Here is an 18405-nt window from a genome sequence, read left to right on the forward strand (position 1 = left end):
AAGGGGGTTGTGGTGGCCGGAAGGCTGGTTCTCGTCCCAGGGTCGCGGGGCCTCGGGCGCAAGGTCCTGGAGCGGTTGCACCGCATGGACGTGCCCGTCCGGGCCATGGTGCGCCACAACGACCAGCGCGCCGCGGATCTGCGCGCCCTCGGCGTCGAGGTCGTCATCGGCGACCTGACCAGGCCCGAGACGGTCGCCGCGGCGCTCGACGGCGTCTCGCGGATGTACTTCGGGATGGCCGTCTCGCCCGACCATCTCCTCGCGGCGGCCGTCGTGGCGTCGGTGGCCAAGGACATGCGGGTGCTCGACGGGTTGGTCGACCTGTCGCAGATGACGGTGTCGCAGATGACCGCCACCAGCACCGCCGAGTCGGACCAGCAGCGCCTCCACTACCTGGCCGAGCGGGTCTTCGACTGGTCGGGCCTGCCGGTGACCCACGTCAGGCCGACCGTCTTCCTCGACAACCCGCTGTTCACCACCCTGGCCGCGCGGTCGATCCGCGAGAACGGCACCATCGCGCTCCCGTTCGGCTCGGGCCGCACCTCACCCATCGCCTCCGACGACGTCGCCCGCGTGGTCGCGATGATCCTGCGCGACCCGTCCCCGCACGTCGGTGAGGTCTACCAGCTCACCGGCCCGCACACCTTCGACATGCACGGCGTGGCCGAGGAGTTCGCCAAGGCGCTCGACCGTTCGGTCACCTACCGCGACGTCCCGCTCGACCAGTGGATCGCCGACGTCCTGCCGAAGACGGGCCTGCCGCCGCACACCCAGCAGCACGTCGCCACGATGGCCCGGCTCCACCGCGAGAACCGCTATGACCGCGCCACCGACGACGTCTTCCGCGTCACCCGGCAGCCGGCGCAGACGGTCGAGCGGTTCGTGGCGGAGCACAGATCCATTTTCTCTCAGTAATCGATTGATTTCTTATGGTAAACATCGGTGGTGCTTTCTACGCAGGATCCCTGGGATGAGCTGCGCACACCCCAAGGCGCCCCCTACGGCACCATGCATATGACCCACTGCAAAGAGCAGTTCAGTCTCGCGTTCGTCCACGCGATCACCGCGGCCGCCCGGTGCAAGATCTCAGACCTGCGGGTGGATGACGAACGCGTCGACTTCACGGTCCGCCAGACGGATGAAATGCACCGAGCAGGACGTGCTCAAGGACGACGGCGTTCACTGGCGGCTCAGCCGCGACCACTACGACGCGCTGCGGGACCCGCATACCTACAACCGCAAAATCCTGGTGGTCCTTCTCGTGCCGTCGCGGCTCGGGGAGTGGCTTGAAGTGAGCGACGAAGGCATGCTGCTCCGCAGAAGCGCCTACTGGACGTGCCTCGAGGGCGGTGCCTCGACCGACACCGACTCGAAGACCGTCGTCCTCCCCAGGGAGCGTGTCTTCACGGTCGGACAACTATTGGCGATACTGCAGCGCATAGGTGACGGAGGGGCGCCATGACCACAGCCCGGGACTTCGCGGCCCGGCCCTTGGTGGGGGTGGACGACCTGTCCCCCGCAGCGGTCGAGACGTTTCTCCGAGTGAGGGGATGGCTGCGTACCGACTGGCGGGAGAACCTCTACTCCATCTGGGAGAGCACCACCGAACGGGCCAGTCTGATGCTCCCCTTCGACCGCTCCTACCGAGACTTCCCGGCCCGCCTCCGCGACGCTCTCACGACGATCGCCGACGTCTACGAACTCAGGAACGACGAGGATCTCGCACTGGAGATAGCCGGTGCCCGGAGCGACATCCTGCTCGTCCGGGCCGACCAGGCGACGGTCGACGGGTCGATTCCCCTGGCCGAGGCCCAGGACCTGCTGACAGGGATCAACCAGATGCTGTCGGCGGCGGCCTGCAGTGCCATCCGTCCCCGAGCCTTCAACCAGGGCCGTCGGCCGGACGCGGTGAAGGAGTTCCTGGCCGAGGAGGTACGCATGGGGCACACCCTGCGTGGCAGCTTCGTGCTCACGATCCTCGCCCGGCACGACGAGGAGATGTCGGAGGAACTGCCCGTCCAGAGCGGTTCCGACACGGCTGCCATCGGCACCTACACGCGACGAGTGATGACCACACTGGCAACGGGGCTCGCCGCCTCGCGAGACCTGCTGGAAGAAGATCAGCCGATCGAACTCGACGAGGCCGTGCAGAACGGCGCCAGCGCCGAACTGATCGACTCCATCGACCGGATGAGCCAGTTCCCCGGCCTGCGTGCCTTGGACGTCTCCTTCCGGTGGTCGCCGAGTCAGCCGCAGCCCGCCGAGGCGGCGAGCCGCGTCGTGCTGCGACGCCCCCACCCCGAGCGAGTACAACTCGTACGCGAGGCCCTGCGGCGACGGCCCGTCGTTGAACAGGACGACGTCGTCGGGCAGGTCGTCCGCTTGGAGCGGGCGGAAGGGCAGGATGAAGGGGTCGTCGTCGTCGACGGGTCACTGGGCCGGACCCGGCGCCGCGTGAAGATGCGGCTGGCGGGCGACGACTACCGGCTCGCGCTTCGGGCCCACGACGAAAGACGGCCTGTGGTCGCCTCGGGCGTCGTCGTGTTGGAGAAGCGTTCATGGTGGCTGGAGCCACCGGTGCGGATCCGGGCCGTCAGTTGACCTGCTTGGTGTTCGACGTGCCGCCGTGGTCCTCGAAGTACTGATCCAGCTTGTCGTCCCTGATCGCCGCGTACATGGTCTTGGCCGCCTTCTCGTCGAGGCGGACGATGCTCGCGCCCTTGACCGTGTCGGTCCCGGCCAAGGGCACGGTCGAGGCCACCAGGCTGTGGCCGCGGATGTCGCGTAGCTCGATCGCCAGGTCGCGCAGGGTGCCGATGGACACCCCGGAGTCGACGCTGATGGATTTGGTCAGGGCGCCGAGGAAGTCGTTCAGGGCGAACGGGTCGGTCAGCACGCCGCCGTTGATGAGTTTGTCGGCGACCGCGCGGAGGAAGGCCTGCTGGCGTTTGATGCGGTCGAAGTCGCCGCCCGGCAGGCCGTAGCGCTGGCGGACGAACAACAGTGCCTTCTCGCCTTCCAGGTGCACCGTTCCCTGTGGCCAGGTGATCTTGTTGGCCGAGTCGTAGGTCTCCTTCGAGACCTCGACCTCCACTCCGCCGATGGCCTTGCTCATGGCGATGAAACCGCTGAAGTCGAGTGCGGCGAAATGGTCGACGCGCACTCCGGTGAGCTTTTCCAGGGTCGAGATGAGCAGTTTGGGGCCGCCATAGGCGTACGCGGAATTGATCTTGTCGGTGCCGTGGCCGGGGATCGGGACATAGGAGTCGCGCGGGACGCCGATGAAGAAGACCTGGGCCCGGTCGGCGGGCAGGTGCACCAGCATGATCGAGTCGGCGCGGTTGAAGCCCTTCTCCCCAGGGCGGGCGTCGGAGCCGATGAGCAGCCAGTTCTGGGCGTCGCCCACGGGTTTGGCGGGGCGTTCCGGCTCGGCCGGGAAGACGTCGTCGATGCGGGTGATGTTGCGGTCGTAGGTGTACTGCCGCTCCATCGCGATGGTGAAGAGTGCGGCCAGCGGAAGTGACAGAACCAGTAAGGAAACAATGAAAATGTTACGTCTGCGTGTAGAACGCTTTTTCGGTACTGGCTCGTCTGTGGTTTGGCTCACGTCAGGACGTCCCGGGTGGAGAGCTGCGAAGATGCCGAAAATATCCAGGTCGAAGCGTGTATGAGCGCAGCTGTCCAGAGCCGCGCCTGAAGTATAAATGGCCTTATGTGGACATTCAGATGAACTTTCCTCTATGTTGCGGCGATCTTACGATCGTTCCACCGCTCACAGACTTCAAGGTCAACAAGATCGGTCAGTGATCTAGGTAAACCAACGGTACAGGTGGGGCGTCCGTCAGGTAACAAGTGTGGGGGAAAGGCGCATCTGCGACATGGATGTTGCTCTTGAAGAGGTGGTTCGTTCCGGGGTCAGTGATCCCGGCTGGTCACGGCGCTACATCCGCGCCGCTGTCGCCATGGACACCGTCAGTGGTGCCGTGGCCATTCAGGGCGTCCTGCTGGCGCGGTTCGCGCTGGGGGAAGCCCATCCCATCGAGGTGCCGCTCGGGCTGGCCATCGCCACCGCCTGGCCGCTCACGGTGGGGCTCGTCGGGGGGTACGACCGCCGCCACATCGGCGACGGCGCCGACGAGTACCGCAAGATCATCCACTCCGCGGCCATCCTCGCGTCGGTCGTCGCGATCAGCGCGTACGTCACCCAGACGTCGATCGCCCGTTCCTACGTCATGGCCGGCATCCCGATCTGCGCGCTGCTCACGCTCGGCGTCCATTACGCCCTGCGCAAGCGGCTGCACCACCGCCGTCGCAACGGCGAGTGCCTGCGGCGGGTGGTCGTGGTCGGCCACTGGACGTCGGTGCTCGACCTGCACGCGCAGTTCTCCCGCGAACGCCACCACGGCATGCGGATCGTGGCCGCGTGCGTGCCGCCCGACCAGGCCGGGCAGTTGCCCGCGCAGGTCGACGGGTTCCCGGTGCTGGGAGACTTCGGCAACGTGCCGGAAGTGGTCGTGGCGTCGCAGGCCGACAGCGTGGCCGTGCTCGCCTGTCCCGAACTCGACGGCCACGCGCTGCGGCGGCTGGCCTGGCAGCTGGAGGAGCGCGGCACCGAGCTGCTCGTCGCGACGGCGCTGATGGAGGTGGCCGGGCCGCGCATCAACATCCGGCCGGTCGCCGGGCTCGCGCTGCTGCACGTCGAACACCCCGACATCAGGGGCATGCGGCAGGCCGTGAAGAGCGTGTTCGACCGGGTCGTGGCGAGCGTGGTGCTGCTGATGCTGCTGCCGTTCATGCTGGTCATCGCGGCGGCGGTCAGGGTGAGCAGCCCGGGGCCGGCGCTGTTCCGGCAGGCTCGGGTCGGCAAGGACGGCGAGCTGTTCACCGTCTACAAGTTCCGCACGATGACGGTCGACGCCGAACACCGCAAGATCACGTTACGAACGTTCGGCGACGACGGCAACGGGGTGCTCTTCAAGCTGAGGAACGATCCAAGGGTCACCCCGCTCGGAACGTGGCTCCGGCGCTACTCCCTCGACGAGCTCACCCAGCTCATCAACGTCATCAAGGGGGAGATGTCCCTCGTGGGCCCACGCCCGCCGCTGCCCGAGGAGGTCGCCCAGTACGGCGACGACGTCCGGCGGCGGCTGCTGGTCAAGCCCGGCATGACGGGCCTGTGGCAGGTCAGCGGCCGGTCCGACCTGACGTGGGAGGAGTCCGTGCGGCTCGACCTGCGGTATGTCGAGAACTGGTCGCTCACCCTCGACGTGCTCATTCTTTGGAAGACGTGGTCGGCCGTGTTCGGCGGGCGGGGAGCGTACTGACACCATGAAGGCCCTGGTTCTTGCGGGGGGCTCGGGCACCCGCCTGCGTCCCATCACGCACACGTCGGCCAAGCAGCTCGTACCGGTGGCGAACAAACCGGTGCTCTTCTACGGCCTGGAGGCCATCGCCGACGCGGGCGTCGGCGACGTCGGCATCGTCGTGGGCGACACCCACGCCGAGATCGAGGCGGCGGTCGGCGACGGCTCACGCTTCGGGCTGAACGTCACCTACCTGCGGCAGGAGGCGCCGCTCGGGCTCGCGCACGCGGTGAAGATCGCGCGCGACTTCCTGGGCGGCGACGACTTCGTCATGTACCTGGGCGACAACTTCATCGTCGGCGGCATCCGCTCGCTGGTCGCCCGGTTCGAACACGACCGCCCGGCCGCGCAGATCATGCTCACGCAGGTCCCCGACCCGACGCAGTTCGGCGTGGCCGAACTCGACCCCCAGGGCCGGGTGGTGGCGCTCGAAGAGAAGCCGCGGCAGCCCAAGAGCGACCTGGCGCTGGTCGGCGTCTACCTGTTCACCGCCGCCGTGCACGAGGCGGTGGCCGAGCTCAAGCCGTCGGCGCGCGGCGAACTGGAGATCACCGACGCGATCCAGTGGCTCATCGACGACGGCCGCCGCGTCGAGTCGACGGTCATCTCCGGCTACTGGAAGGACACCGGCAACGTCGCCGACATGCTGGAGGTCAACCGCCTCGTCCTGGAATCCCTCACCCCGGCGGTACGGGGTGAGGTCGACGCCGCCTCCGAGCTCATCGGGCGCGTGGTCGTCGAGGAGGGCGCGGTCGTGACCGGGTCGCGCATCGTCGGGCCGGTCGTCGTCGGGCCGGGCGCGCTCGTGCGCGACTCCTATGTCGGGCCGTTCACCTCGGTGGCGGCCGGTTGCGTCATCGCCGACAGCGAGATCGAATATTCGATCCTGCTGGCGCGTTCGTCCATCACCGGGGTGCGCCGGGTCGAGGCGTCGCTGATCGGCCACGACGTCGAGGTCACTCCGGCTCCCAACACGCCCCGGGCCCACCGGCTGGTGCTCGGCGACCACAGTAAGGTGCAGATCTCCGCATGACACGTGTCCTGGTCACCGGCGGCGCCGGGTTCATCGGCTCCCATTTCGTGCGCACGCTGCCCGACGCGAAGATCACCGTCCTCGACAAGCTGACCTACGCCGGCAACCGCGCCAATATCGAGGGCGTCGACCACGACTTCGTCCACGGCGACATCTGCGACCCCGATCTGCTGGCGGAGGTCGTGCCGGGCCACGACCTGGTGGTGAACTTCGCCGCCGAGAGCCACGTCGACCGGTCGATCGACGGCGCGGCCGACTTCGTGCGCACCAACGTGCTGGGCGCCCAGACCCTCATGCAGGCCTGCCTCGACGCCGGGGTGCCGAAGGTCGTGCAGGTCTCCACCGACGAGGTCTACGGCACGATCGAGTCCGGCTCCTGGGACGAGAGCGCCGCGGTGAACCCGCGCTCGCCCTACTCGGCGGCCAAGGCCGGCGGCGACATGATCGCGCGGGCCTACGCGGTCACCCACGGCCTCAACGTCTCGATCACCCGCTGCGGCAACAACTACGGCCCCTACCAGTACCCCGAGAAGGTCATCCCGCTGTTCGTGACCAACCTGCTCGAAGGCCGGCGGGTCCCGCTCTACGGCGACGGCGGCAACATCCGTGACTGGGTGCACGTCGACGACCACTGCCAGGGCATCCGGCTGGTGGCCGAACGCGGGGAGCCGGGCGAGGTCTACCACATCGCCGGCACGGCCGAGATGTCCAACCGCGAGCTCACCGGCCACCTGCTCGCCGCGTGCGGCGCGACCTGGGACAGCGTCGACTTCGTCGACGACCGCAAGGGCCACGACCGCCGCTACAGCCTCGACGACTCGCGGTTGAGAGCCCTCGGTTACGCCCCCCGCTGGACCTTCGACGAAGGCCTGGCCGAGACGGTCGCCTGGTACCGCGACAACGCGACCTGGTGGAAGCCGCTGCGGGGCTGGGCGTGACCCGCTGGCTCGTCACCGGCGGCGGGGGCATGCTCGCCTCCGATCTGGTACGCGTCCTCGACGGCGCGGAGGTCCGTGCCCCCACCCGGGCCGAACTCGACATCACCGACGCCGCCGCCCTCTCGGAGGCCGTGGACTGGGCCGACGTGGTCGTTAACTGCGCGGCCTGGACCGCGGTCGACGACGCGGAGACCAACGAGGAGGCGGCCCTCCGGGTCAACGCGCCGCACGCGCTCGCCGAGAGGGCGGGCCGCAAGCTCGTCCACCTCTCCACCGACTACGTCTTCTCCGGCGAGCGCGCCGAGCCCTGGCCGGAAGACGCCCCGACCGGCCCGATCAACGCCTACGGCCGCACCAAGCTGGCCGGGGAGCAGGTGGTCCTCGCCCACCACGGGACGGTCGTCAGAACCGCCTGGTTGTACGGCGCCCACGGCCCCAGCTTCGTGCGCACGATGGCCCGCCTCGAACGGTCCCACGAGGTCGTCACCGTCGTCGACGACCAGCACGGCCAGCCCACCTGGACCAACGACCTGGCCCGCCGGATCGTCGACCTGGTCGGCTCGGGCGCCCACGGCGTCTTCCACGGCACCAACTCCGGCGCCACCACCTGGCACGGCCTGGCCCAGGAGGTCTTCCGCCTGCTGGGCGCCAATCCGGCGCGGGTGCGGCCGGTCGCCTCGGACGCCTTCCCCCGCCCGGCGCCCCGGCCGAAGAACAGCGTGCTGGCCCACGGCGCGTGGGCGTCGGCGGGCCTCAAGCCGATGCGCGACTGGCGAGAGGCCCTGCACGAGGCCTGGCCCGAGCTCTAGAGGGCGCCGGCCTTCTCGGCCGGTACGACGATCACGTCCCGGGAGCCGTAGCGCGGCAGCGGCTCCTCGGAGGCCAGTTCGGCGTCGGTGATGACGTGCAGCGCGTCGTGGCCGATGGCGCGGATCTCGTAGTCCTCCGCGCGCAGGTCGCGCAGCACCTGGCGGAGCGCGGGAACGTTCCTGAGCACCTCGACGACGATCGTGGGCCGGGAGGCCAGCAACTGCGGCCAGACCGCGCGCAGCACGCCGGCCTCGTAGCCCTCGATGTCGAGCTTGATGAGGTCGACGCCCTCGACCAGGTCCGACATCCTCACCGTCTGGACGGTGATCGTCCGGGAGGCCGGGCGGTTGCTGATGCCCTCGCCGCCCTCCGACAGGTAGGCCCCGGTGGGGGCGACGTAGCTCTCCTGGTCGGGCAGCGACAACTCCAGCGTGGCGGGGGCGTCGTCGGGCACCACGGCGGCCTGGATCACCTTCACGTTGGCGAGCCCGTTGAGGTCGGCGTTGCGCGACACGATCGCCGCCGCCTCGGGGTTGGCCTCCACCGCGACGTACGGGGTGGTCCCGGCCGCCTCGGCGCCCTGGACGGTGTAGTAGCCGATGTTGGCGCCCAGTTCCAGGATGGAGGTCGCCTTGGCGCACAGGTCGCGCCAGCAGGCCGTCTCCATGCCCTCGTAGCCGCGCTCGCCGTACCAGAACAGGATGCGCACCAGCCGCGACTCGACGGCGGCCAGCCGGATGCGGGGGTTGTCCGGCAGGGCGAAGTCGGTGACGAAGCCCAGCGGGCGGTGCCGCAGCACCTTCACCACCTGTCCGAGCAGGGTGCGTGAGACCCCGGAGGAGGAGTGGAATCCCGAGCGGGTCTTCATCGTCACTCCGGGCGGCACCACGACGAGGGCGCGGGAGAGCAGTTCCCGGGCCCGCATCCGGGCGCGTAATACGGGTGAGAGCTTTTCGGCCATGGACTTCTCTCGAATCGGGGCAAAAGGTGTCGACCCACAATAAGGGTGACCATGGTCACTTTTGGGGGCCCAATTCGATCAGAAGAACTCGGACCCGCCCCTCCCTCCAGGGCGGGTCCGCCCCGTCGTCAGCGCGCCCGCAGGCGCAGGTCGAAACTGATGTCGCTGGAGTCGGGCCGGTCCTGGTGGATCTCCACGGTGATCGTGTTCTGGCCTTGCTGAAGCTGGCCGGGCGACAACGACACGTCGGTCCACTGCGACTCGGCCGTGCCCGAGACGGTGGACAGCGCCCGGGTGGCGGAGGTGACCGTGCCGGTCGGCAGGTTGTCGCGCCAGATCTCGTTCCCGTTGAGGTAGACGACCGCGCCGTCGTCGCGGATCACGCTCATGGTGACCTGGCTGAACGCGGCGGCGACGCCGAAGGTCGTGCGGAAGTAGTAGGTGATCCGGCCCGGCGCGACCTGCTGCCGCTCGTCGCCGTCGCCGAACCCGAACTGGGCCAGGCCCTGCGGCCAGCCGGAGTCGTCGAACCCGGCCGCCCGCCAGGCCGTGCCCTGGTCGCTGCCGTCGTCGAGGTAGCGCCACGAGGAACCCGCCGGCACCAGCGTCACGTCGCCCGACGGCGGGATGAGCGGGAACTCCGTGTAGTTGGGCCGGGAGACCCCGTTGAGCTGGCTGTAGCCGCCGCCCGCGCGCAGCGCGTCGGGTCCGGCGTGCAACGCGAACACCTGGCCGTTGGCCGTGGGCGCGAAGTCGGTGTCGACCGCGCCGGTCCCGGCGTCGACGGCTGCGAAGTCACACCGCTGGAAGCCGGCGAAGTCGGGGCAGAAGTGGCCGGCGGCGTACACGTAGGAGCCGCGCACCGCGACCGATTCCACGTCTCCGTCGGCGGTGCGCTCCCAGCGGCGCGACCCGTTGCTCAGGCGGTAGGCGGCCAGCCGTCCGCCGACTCCGGCGATGGCGGCGTAGACGCTGTCGGTGTCGGCGGCCAGATCGAGCACCCAGCACTGGTTGCTCGGCAGGTCGCAACTCGGGGGCGGGGCCCAGCCGGTGACCGTGCCGTTGAGGCCGACCGACCCGAGGAACAGCCGCGTCGCGCCGCCGAGAGTGCGGAACTGCCCGCCGACGATCACGCTCCCGCCGTCGGGCGCCGCCGCCATGGCCATGATCGTGTTGTTGGCTCCCGGGTTCCAGGAGCGCAGCGCGCCGCTGCCCAGGTCGACGGCCGCCAGCCGGGTCCGGTTCTGCCCGGCGACCTGCGTGAACGCTCCCCCTGCGTAGAGGGTGTCGCCGATCACGGCCAGCCCGCGCACCGTGCTGTTCGCGGCGGGTGTCCAGCCGCCGACGACGTTGCCGGTGGCCAGGTCGATCGCCGCGAGCCGGGTGCGGCCCTGCCCGGCCACGGTGGTGAAGTCGCCGCCGAGGAACACCCGGCCGTTCGCGACCGCGAGAACGTGCACCGCGCCGTTCACCGCGGGCGACCAGGTGCGGATCAGGTCGCCGCCGGCGGCGTCGAGCAGAGCGACACGCTGACGGCCGACGGTCTCGCCGGTCGTGGAGTGACGCAGGCTGGTGAACTCACCCGCGATCACCACCCGGTCGCCCGTATGGGCGATGGCCAGGACCCGGCCGTTCGGCAGCCAGCCGGCGCGCGGCTGGGCCGAGTAGTCGGCCGCCCACGCCGGGGCCGCCAGCAGCCCGGTCAGCAGGAACGTGAGGGATAACACGGCCAGGATCGTGCGTTTGCGCATGGCCGGAGTATGAACCTGATTACCGCCTCAGTCGACGGATGGCCGCACCTGCTCCGATCAGCACCACGAGCCCGGCCACGCCGCCCAGCATGAACTGCGGCAACCGCGACGGCTCCTTGGCCCTGGCGGTCTGCTGGATCGCGTTCGGGTCGGGCTGCGGCCCGGGTTTGCGGATCGGGCCGGTCACCAGTTCCTTCGGCAGCGCCCACGCGAACACCGCGCTCTTCTCGCCCTCGCTGCCGACGAGCAGCGTCTTGCCGTCGGCGCTGAGCGCCATCGACTCGCCCTGCGGTTGCTTCGGCGCGTCGATCGTCTGCACCACGTGACCGGTCACGTCGGTGAAGATGCGGATCTTGTTGAGGCCGCGCAGGTACATGCGGCCGTCGTAGCCGATCAGGCCGTCGGAGATGACGTGGGGGACGGCCACCAGCCGTTCCAGCCGGTTGGCCACATCGGGCACCAGCGAGGCGGGCGCGCCGTAGACGGCGCCGCCGGTCGGGGTCTTGCTGACGAAGTAGAGGTTGCCGTTGGCCGGGTTGATCAGCACGGCCTCGGCGTCCTGCGGGCCGTCGGGGTAGACGATCGGATAGCGCTCGGCGGTCACCGTCGTGTCGGCCAGGACCTTCGGCTCCGGGAGGACGAACAGGGTCACCCCCGCCTGGCGGGTCTTGTCGTTGTCGCCGGTGTCGGCCAGGTAGATGAGGGCGTTGCCGCGCTGGTCGACGAAGCCGCCCATGGCCTCGGTGTCGACGGCCGCCGCGCCCTCGATGGTGACCGTCGCCACGGTCGAGCCGTCGGGGCCGATGGCGTAGAGGGTGGCCGGTCCGGCGCCGTCGTTGTGGGTCCAGACGACGCCGGGGTGGAGCGGGGAGGCGTACAGGCCGCTAGATTCGGTGATCTTCGGGTTGTCGATGACCCGGTCCTGCTTCCAGGCGGCCTTGAGCGGCGCCGGAGGGGCCGGCTCGGCGAACGCGGGCACCGCCGCCGTCAGGGCGAACGCCAGAACGGCGCTACTCAGCAGCGTGCGTCTCATGGGGGATCTCATTCCGTGACGGGACGGGGGCCGTGCGGCGAAGGTGCCACCATAGGAGGAATCCCGAGGCCAGGCCGCCGAAACCGATGCAGTAGGGCGCCAGGTGGGCCAGCTCGGGCGCGACCGCGAGCACGACCAGCATGGCCGCCAGGCCGATGGCGGTCTCGGCCGCCCTGACCATGAACACCAGGCGGGACAGGGTGTAGGCGGCCGCCATCATCGACAGCGGCAGAGTGGCCGAGAAGCTGACCGTGTAGGCCACCCAGCCGCCCACGGTCACCGCGTCGAGGGTGAAGGCCCCGCCGGTGATGAGCGGGCCGACGTACCCGAGGACCGCGATGGCGGCGACCCCGCAGGCGAGCGTGCCGGCGATGAGCACCAGCGAGGCGGCCAGCGCGTTGCGCGGCCGGATCGGCACCCCCGCGTCACGCCGCCGCACGAACGTCGGCAGCAGATAGGAGCCCGCGCCCTGGACGACCGTCAGCGCCGGCGACATCAGCAACCGCCCGGCCTCGACGGCGGCCAGCACCGTACGCGACGCGAACGTGTCGATCGCCACCCGCATGACCAGCAGCGCGACCGGCCGCAGCGACGCCTGCGCCGACCGCCACGCGGCGAAGGAGGTCACCTCGCCGAGCCCGGCCAGGCTCGGGCGCGGCAGCCGGTACTCCGCCGACGGCAGCAGCGCCAGCGTCATCCCCAGCGACACGAACTGCCCGGCGCACATCGCGCCCAGGATCCACGTCAGCGTGAACGGGGCGCCGGTCAGCCAGAGCCCGGCGAGGATCGCCAGCGTCACCCCGACGTAGACGACGTCGTTGAGCACCAGCCGGCCGAACTCCAGCCGCGCGTTGAGCAGCCGTCGCGCGCTCTCCTGCGGCAACCACAACACCGTGAGCAGCGCGAACGCCACGACACCCGGTGTGTCGGCCAGGTGGAGCGCCAGCGCGAACACCACGCCGACGACGGTCCCGGCGGCGGTCAGCCCGAGGATCGAGGCGCACAACGCGGCCCGCACGCGCGGATTGAAACGGTCCAACACGGTGAGCGAGTCGCCCACCCACGAGGAGAAGACGGTGGTGACCGCGACGAGCACGGCCATCATGATCGCGTAGGCGCCGAACGCCTCGGGCCCGAGGAACCGGACCGCGATCAGCTGTAAGACGACGCTGCCGCCCGCGGTGACGGCCTGCGAGGTGACGGAGCCGCCCGCCCGTGCGACGAGCCTGCGGAGGGAACCGGCCATCAGGAGGCGGCGCCGGTGTCGATCGTCACCACGGGCTCGGCGTCGTCGTCGGGCGGATCGGCGGGCGTCGTGGGCGCGGGTTTCCTGGACGCGGGCGTCTTGGCGGGCGTCTTGGCGGGCGCCTTGGTGGGCGGCGGTTCGGGCCAGCTCCGGATCGGCGGCGGCGCGGGCTTCTCCGCCGGCGCCTTCTCGATCGCGGGGGTCGCGGGCTCCGGCGTCTTGGCGGGCAGGCTGATGCGCTCGAAGGCGGCGGTCGGGCGGTCGTCGTATTCGGCCTTGACCGGGGCCGTGCCGTTGATCTCGGGCCGGGACGGCACCGGACGGCGCGACTGGGCGGGCTTGTGGCGCTGGCCGGTCGGGGTGGTGACCTCGCGGATCGTGCCGATCGGGTTGGTGGCGCGCAGGAACGCGATGACGATGGCCAGCAGCGCGCCGACCGCGAGGCCGATCGCGATGTTGGTCGGCACCTTGCTCGGCGTGATCTTCAGCGGGTTGGCCTGGTCGACGAATCGGACACCGCCGCCGAACTGGGCGAGGTCGATCGTCGCCTCCGACTCCTTCAGCTGAAGCTGCACCAGCGCCTCGGTGAGCGACGACTCGGTGGCGCTGCCGTCGGGGGCCCGCTTCAGGTCGTCTTGCACGCGGGTGCGGGTGGACCGCACGCTCTTGAGCAGCTTCTCCTGCTCACGCTGGGCGTCGGCCTCGGTGAGGATCTGGTAGGCCGCGACGACCGAGTTGGCCATCTGCGCGGCCAGTTTGTCGGTCTTGGCAGTCGCGGTGACCACGACGATGCCGCCGGCGGTGCCGGGCGAGGCGGTGACGCTCTGCCGCAGGGTCTCCAGGTCGACGACGACCTTCTGCTCGTTCTCCAGTAGCTGCCGGGCCCGGTCGAGCACGCCCGCCGACTGGGCGAACGCGGCCCGCTGGGCGGTGTAGGCGATATAGCTGCTGTCGGAGGACACGCCCATGCGCAGGTAGGTGGTGCTGCGCGGGTCGACGACCGCGAAGCGGGCGGTCGCCTCGACGTTGCCGAAGACGAAGAACGTCGCCGCCCCCGCGGCGACCGCGGCGACGAGGATCAGGGCGAGCGACGACCACCGATAGCGCCACACGGCCTCAAGAAGACCGACCTCGGGGGTCTCGTCACGTTGGTCTGTGGCCACGAATGCCTGTTCTCCCCGCTGTGCATTTCCTCTTCACGTAAAGAAGTGGTCGATTCACAGTTTAGACATCTGCGTCCGGCCCGAGAATCGCCCGCTCCATCGCCGTCGTGTAACGCAATAGGCTGAATCTGGACACGGCGTCGTCGTAAGCCCTGTTCGCGAGGGCTTTCGCGGCGGCCCAGTCGTTAAGCAGAGTTTCGACGGCGTCGGCCAGCGCGACCGGGTCGCCCGGCGTCACGAGCAGGCCGTTCTTCCCGTCATTGACGATTTCGGCCAAGCCCTGCACCTCGCTGGCGACCACCGGGCGGCGGGCCAGCATGCCCTCGACGGCGACCAGGCCGAAGGGCTCGACCCGCGACGGGACCAGCACGACGTCGGCCGTGGCCAGAAGCGGCCACACCGGGTCGGTGAACCCGGCGAAGACCACCTCGGCCCCGGCCTCCGCCGCCTTGGCGCGGAGGTCGGTCTCGTACCACTCGTAGCCGGGGAAGATGGTGCCGGCCAGCGTCAGCCTGATCGTGTGACCCCGGCCGACCAGGAGTTTCGCCGCCTCGACGGCGACGTCGTTGCCCTTGCGGGGAGACAGGCGGCCGACCAGGACAAGGTGGCCCCCGTGCTCCGGGCGGGGGTCGGTGGGCGGGGGACCGGCGACGCCGTTGTGGATGACGGTCGTTTTGCCGTCAGGGCCGCCGTCGGCCACGATTCGGTCGCGCACGCTGTGGCTGATCGCGATGATCGTGTGCGCGAGCCGCAGCGGCAGGGCCAGCGCCCGCCTGATCGGCCCGGGGACCCCTTCTTCCGCCTCGTGTACGTGGCACACCACCTTCGGCACCCGCGCGAGCCGCCCGGCCAGCAACCACCAGGGGATGGTGACCGTGTTGACGTACAGCACGGAAGGACGGTCGCGGCGCAGGTAGGACACCATGCGGGGGAGTGTGGTGGCCAGCGCCCAGGCCAGTTTCACCAGCCCGGCCGGCTTCAGGTAAGCCTTGCGGAGCACCGGCACGGGCAGGATCTCGACCTTCGCCCCGGCCTCGCGAATCAAAACGGACAAAGGGCCGTCAGTAGGCAGAGTGACCGTGATTTCGGCCTTTTCGGCCAGGGCCCGGACCGATTCCACGAGCATGCGGTCGGAGCCGTAGAGATCGGGCGACGGGTGGGCCATCACCACTCGAACCATGGTTGCCGCATCCAAATGTTTGATTACCGTTTACGGTTGGATGTTCATCTTGTCATCCATCGAAGGGGACGCATGCGGATCGCCATGATCGGGACTCGCGGGGTGCCGGCCCGTTACGGGGGCTTCGAGACCGCCGTCGAGGAGATCGGGGCACGCCTGGCCGACGCCGGGCACGACGTCCGGGTCTACTGCCGGGGGGCGGTGGAGAAGATCCCGGCGTACAAGGGGATGACGCTCGTCCATCTGCCCGCCGTGCGGCACAAGATCATGGAGACGCTCAGCCACACGGCGTTGTCGGTCGGCCATGTGCTGCTGCACCGCACCGACGTCGCGCTGGTGTTCAACGCGGCCAACGCGCCCTTGTTGCCGTTCCTGAAGCTGGCGCGCATCCCGGTGGCCACCCACGTCGACGGCCTGGAGTGGAAGCGCGCCAAATGGAACGGTGCAGGGCAGCGCTATTACCTGGCGGTCGAGAAGTTGTCGGTCCGCTGGTCGAAGCAGATCATCGCCGACGCCGTCGCGATCCAGGACTACTACCGCGAGACCTACGCCGCCGGCAGCGTCATGATCCCCTACGGCGCGCCCATCCAGGAGCGCTGCGACGACGACCTGTTGAGAGCCGAAGGCTATGAGCCCGGCGGCTACCACCTGGTGGTGGCCCGGTTCGAGCCGGAGAACCACGTCGACCTGATCGTCGAGGGCTACTCCCGCAGCGCCGCCCGGCTACCTCTGGTCGTCGTGGGCTCGGCCCCCTACGCCGAGGAGTACGTGCGGCGGATCGACGACCTGGCCGCCAAGGACCAACGGGTGAAGCTGGTCGGCGCGGTCTGGAACCAGGACCTGCTCGACGCCCTCTACGCCGGATGCGCCACCTACCTGCACGGCCACTCCGTCGGCGGCACCAACCCGTCGCTGCTGCGGGCCATGGGCGCGGGCGCCCCGACGATCGCCTACGACGTCGTCTTCAACCGCGAGGTCCTCGCCGAGTCGGGCGTGTTCTTCGGCGGCCCCGACGACCTCGCGACCGTGATCGAGCAGGCCGAAGACGACCCGGCCGCCTGTCGCCGCAGGGGAGACCTGGCCCGTGAGCGGGCCCGCGTCCACTACACCTGGGACGACGTCGCCGCGCGCTACGAGAAACTCTGCCTGGACCTGCGCGGATGAGTTTCGTGCGCTACCCGCCGGGCCGGGCCAACGTCTGGATCCCGGTCAGCGACGCCCGGTCTGCCGCCGCCGGGTTGTCGCTGCTCACCTTCTCCAAGCCCCTCCCGCTGCTGGCCCAGCGGATCCTGCACCGGGCGGTGCTGATCGCCGGGCCGTGGGTGCTGCCGGGGCGGCGCGAACGCTGGGAGCCCCCGGTCGACCGCTGGGAGCAGATCCTCCGGGAGGTCGCCGAGGTCGCCGGGCCGGTCGACGAGGTCGCCCTCTACCTGCGCCCGCAGGCCTCCCGGCCGGGCGCCGCGGCCCTGCTCATCCAGAAGGGCCGTCCTGTCGGGTTCCTGAAGGTGCGCGACGGGCTCGACCGCGAGGCCCAGGTGCTGCGGCTGCTCGACGGCGGCGACGGGTTCCGGGTGCCGGTGGTCCTGGGCCAGGGCACCTCGTGGTTGCTGATCTCGGCGATGGAGCCGGTCCCGGCCCGGCCGGTCCGGAAGGTCGACGTCGTCGACCTCACCGGCCGCATCCAGCGCCTGCTCGCCCGGTTGCCCAAACCGGCCGGCACCCCCGGCCACTGGTTGCCGATGCACGGCGACCTCACCCCGTGGAACCTGCGCCTCACCCGGGGCAGGGTGCCGTGGCTGATCGACTGGGAGGACGCCGCCTGGGCGCCCCCGGGCGCCGACGAGGTCTACTACCGGGCCGCCGAGGCGACCCTGTTCGGGGTCGACCCGGTGCCCACGGGCTACGCCGAGGCGGCCGCCCACTGGGAGGCCTTGATCTCCAAGCGCAGCGACGACCTGCCGCTCAACGGCGGCATGCTGGCGGCGCTGGAGGTGCTCAGCCGGCCGTCCAGTCGCTGAGCCGGCGTCCGAGCATCTCCTCCAGCCGCCGGTTGTGGGGGGCGAAGTGGCGGGCCAGCCTCTTGCGCACGTCGTCGGGGATGTCACCCGGGGCGGCGGCGTTCCAGACCTTGCCCGCCGCGGGCAGGGGCGCGGGCGGCAGCCCGAGGAACTCCGCCGCCCCGTCGCAGGCGGCCTGCGGGTCGCGGTAGAAGTCCTCGCTGGTCAGGATGTGGAACCGGTCGCGAGGGAAGTGGGCGAACCACCGTTCCAGGCAGCGGGCGTACTCGCTCTGGGCGACGTACGACTGCTGCTCGTGGGCGTAGGACAGGTACGCCGGATCAGCGATGATCTTCGCCTCCTCCCCGGCGGTCCGCGACTCCTCTGCGGCCAGGGCCTCCTCGAACGACAGGCTCTCCATGCCCGCGCGCACCCGCTCGCGGTAGTGGGAGAACGTGCGCTCCACCGGGTCGCGTAAGACGAGCAGGATGCGCGCCGTTGGCACGTTCCCGGCGGCGCGTCCGGCGGCCAGCGGATGGTGGAGGTAGTAGGGCGAGCCCTCCCCGGCGACCACCGGGCCGCCCGCCCTGCGCCCGGCCCGCGCCCGGCTCAACCGGCTGGGCAGGTGTGAGCGGTACCAGCGCATGCCGCGCGCGTAGTTGGAGTCGAAGTAGTGCACGCCCTTCGTGTGGTTGGCCTTGGGCAGCAGCCGGGCCGCCGGGAACAGCGGGATCACCCTCGGGTGCTCAAGCAGCGCGAAGTAGAACGACGTCGAACCCCCGCGTTTGGCCCCGATGAGCAGGAAATCGGGGTCGGGCCGGAACGCCGCCGTCGCCATGCCCCAGCCCCGGATGGCGGTTCGGCCCGCGTTCATCACGGGTTCAGGGAGCTTCATCTGACTCGTCCTCTCAACCGCTCCATAGTGAAAAG

The 18405-nt window shown here is 70.1% G+C and carries 17 protein-coding genes; 9 read left to right on the plus strand and 8 right to left on the minus strand.

What is annotated here, in order from left to right; genetic code table 11:
* The first annotated feature begins 12 nt into the window (after positions 1 to 12).
* The 3 genes from GT755_RS26045 to GT755_RS26055 all read left to right on the plus strand — a co-directional run bounded on the left by GT755_RS26045 (position 13) and on the right by GT755_RS26055 (position 2601).
* Positions 13 to 915 (plus strand): NAD(P)H-binding protein, encoded by a 903-nt coding sequence (locus GT755_RS26045; RefSeq protein WP_202610546.1) that lies wholly within the window; start codon positions 13 to 15, stop codon positions 913 to 915.
* 223 nt (positions 916 to 1138) lie between these two features.
* A complete protein-coding gene (locus GT755_RS26050; protein ID WP_235967377.1) occupies positions 1139 to 1462 on the plus strand; it encodes a DUF4365 domain-containing protein in 324 nt (107 codons plus the stop codon).
* Entirely contained in the window at positions 1459 to 2601 is a 1143-nt protein-coding gene (locus tag GT755_RS26055) for a hypothetical protein (protein ID WP_161482269.1), read from the plus strand. Before GT755_RS26050 ends, GT755_RS26055 begins: the two co-directional genes overlap by 4 nt.
* Here GT755_RS26055 and GT755_RS26060 read toward each other — a convergent pair.
* Entirely contained in the window at positions 2594 to 3490 is an 897-nt protein-coding gene (locus GT755_RS26060; protein WP_161482270.1) for an LCP family protein, read from the minus strand. The two genes, GT755_RS26055 and GT755_RS26060, sit on opposite strands and share 8 nt — an antisense overlap.
* A 388-nt stretch (positions 3491 to 3878) precedes the next feature.
* On the opposite strand from GT755_RS26060, the gene GT755_RS26065 reads away from it, so the two are divergent.
* From GT755_RS26065 to rfbD, 4 genes are read left to right on the plus strand one after another with little or no spacing between them, the layout of a single operon-like run.
* Positions 3879 to 5324 carry a sugar transferase gene (locus GT755_RS26065; RefSeq protein WP_161482271.1) on the plus strand — a complete coding sequence of 482 codons (1446 nt, stop codon included), beginning with the start codon at positions 3879 to 3881 and terminating at the stop codon, positions 5322 to 5324.
* 4 nt (positions 5325 to 5328) lie between these two features.
* Positions 5329 to 6396, plus strand: a complete 1068-nt coding sequence (locus GT755_RS26070; RefSeq protein WP_161482272.1) for a glucose-1-phosphate thymidylyltransferase — start codon at positions 5329 to 5331, stop codon at positions 6394 to 6396.
* Entirely contained in the window at positions 6393 to 7334 is a 942-nt protein-coding gene (rfbB, locus tag GT755_RS26075) for a dTDP-glucose 4,6-dehydratase (protein WP_161482273.1), read from the plus strand. The genes GT755_RS26070 and rfbB overlap by 4 nt, the downstream gene beginning before the upstream one ends.
* The gene (rfbD, locus tag GT755_RS26080) at positions 7307 to 8143 is read left to right on the plus strand and encodes a dTDP-4-dehydrorhamnose reductase (RefSeq protein ID WP_328794504.1); all 837 of its coding nucleotides are present in this window, start codon (positions 7307 to 7309) and stop codon (positions 8141 to 8143) included. Before rfbB ends, rfbD begins: the two co-directional genes overlap by 28 nt.
* On the opposite strand, the gene GT755_RS26085 is transcribed toward rfbD, so the two are convergent.
* The 6 genes from GT755_RS26085 to GT755_RS26110 form a co-directional block, all read right to left on the minus strand.
* Positions 8140 to 9105 carry an FkbM family methyltransferase gene (locus tag GT755_RS26085; RefSeq protein WP_161482274.1) on the minus strand — a complete coding sequence of 322 codons (966 nt, stop codon included), beginning with the start codon at positions 9103 to 9105 and terminating at the stop codon, positions 8140 to 8142. The two genes, rfbD and GT755_RS26085, sit on opposite strands and share 4 nt — an antisense overlap.
* 128 nt (positions 9106 to 9233) lie before the next feature.
* Positions 9234 to 10856 (minus strand): outer membrane protein assembly factor BamB family protein, encoded by a 1623-nt coding sequence (locus GT755_RS26090; protein WP_161482275.1) that lies wholly within the window; start codon positions 10854 to 10856, stop codon positions 9234 to 9236.
* A gap of 19 nt (positions 10857 to 10875) precedes the next feature.
* Positions 10876 to 11889 (minus strand): YncE family protein, encoded by a 1014-nt coding sequence (locus tag GT755_RS26095; RefSeq protein ID WP_161482276.1) that lies wholly within the window; start codon positions 11887 to 11889, stop codon positions 10876 to 10878.
* Positions 11867 to 13135, minus strand: a complete 1269-nt coding sequence (locus tag GT755_RS26100; protein WP_161482277.1) for an MATE family efflux transporter — start codon at positions 13133 to 13135, stop codon at positions 11867 to 11869. The genes GT755_RS26095 and GT755_RS26100 overlap by 23 nt, the downstream gene beginning before the upstream one ends.
* Positions 13135 to 14298: a GumC domain-containing protein gene (locus GT755_RS26105; RefSeq protein ID WP_161482278.1), complete on the minus strand. Its 1164-nt coding sequence runs from the start codon at positions 14296 to 14298 to the stop codon at positions 13135 to 13137. Before GT755_RS26105 ends, GT755_RS26100 begins: the two co-directional genes overlap by 1 nt.
* A 61-nt stretch (positions 14299 to 14359) precedes the next feature.
* Positions 14360 to 15478, minus strand: coding sequence for a glycosyltransferase family 4 protein (locus GT755_RS26110; protein WP_202610547.1), 1119 nt, complete (start codon positions 15476 to 15478; stop codon positions 14360 to 14362).
* 72 nt (positions 15479 to 15550) lie between these two features.
* Between GT755_RS26110 and GT755_RS26115 the strand changes: the two genes are divergently transcribed.
* A complete protein-coding gene (locus tag GT755_RS26115) occupies positions 15551 to 16642 on the plus strand; it encodes a DUF1972 domain-containing protein (protein WP_161482279.1) in 1092 nt (363 codons plus the stop codon).
* Entirely contained in the window at positions 16639 to 17496 is an 858-nt protein-coding gene (locus tag GT755_RS26120) for a phosphotransferase (protein ID WP_161482280.1), read from the plus strand. The genes GT755_RS26115 and GT755_RS26120 overlap by 4 nt, the downstream gene beginning before the upstream one ends.
* Here GT755_RS26120 and GT755_RS26125 read toward each other — a convergent pair.
* On the minus strand, positions 17474 to 18370 hold the full coding sequence (locus GT755_RS26125) for a sulfotransferase (RefSeq protein ID WP_161482281.1): 897 nt from the start codon (positions 18368 to 18370) through the stop codon (positions 17474 to 17476). The genes GT755_RS26120 and GT755_RS26125 overlap by 23 nt on opposite strands.
* Positions 18371 to 18405: the final 35 nt, after the last annotated feature.

The organism is Herbidospora solisilvae, assembly GCF_009901565.1.
Classification (GTDB): Bacteria; Actinomycetota; Actinomycetes; order Streptosporangiales; family Streptosporangiaceae; genus Herbidospora; species Herbidospora solisilvae.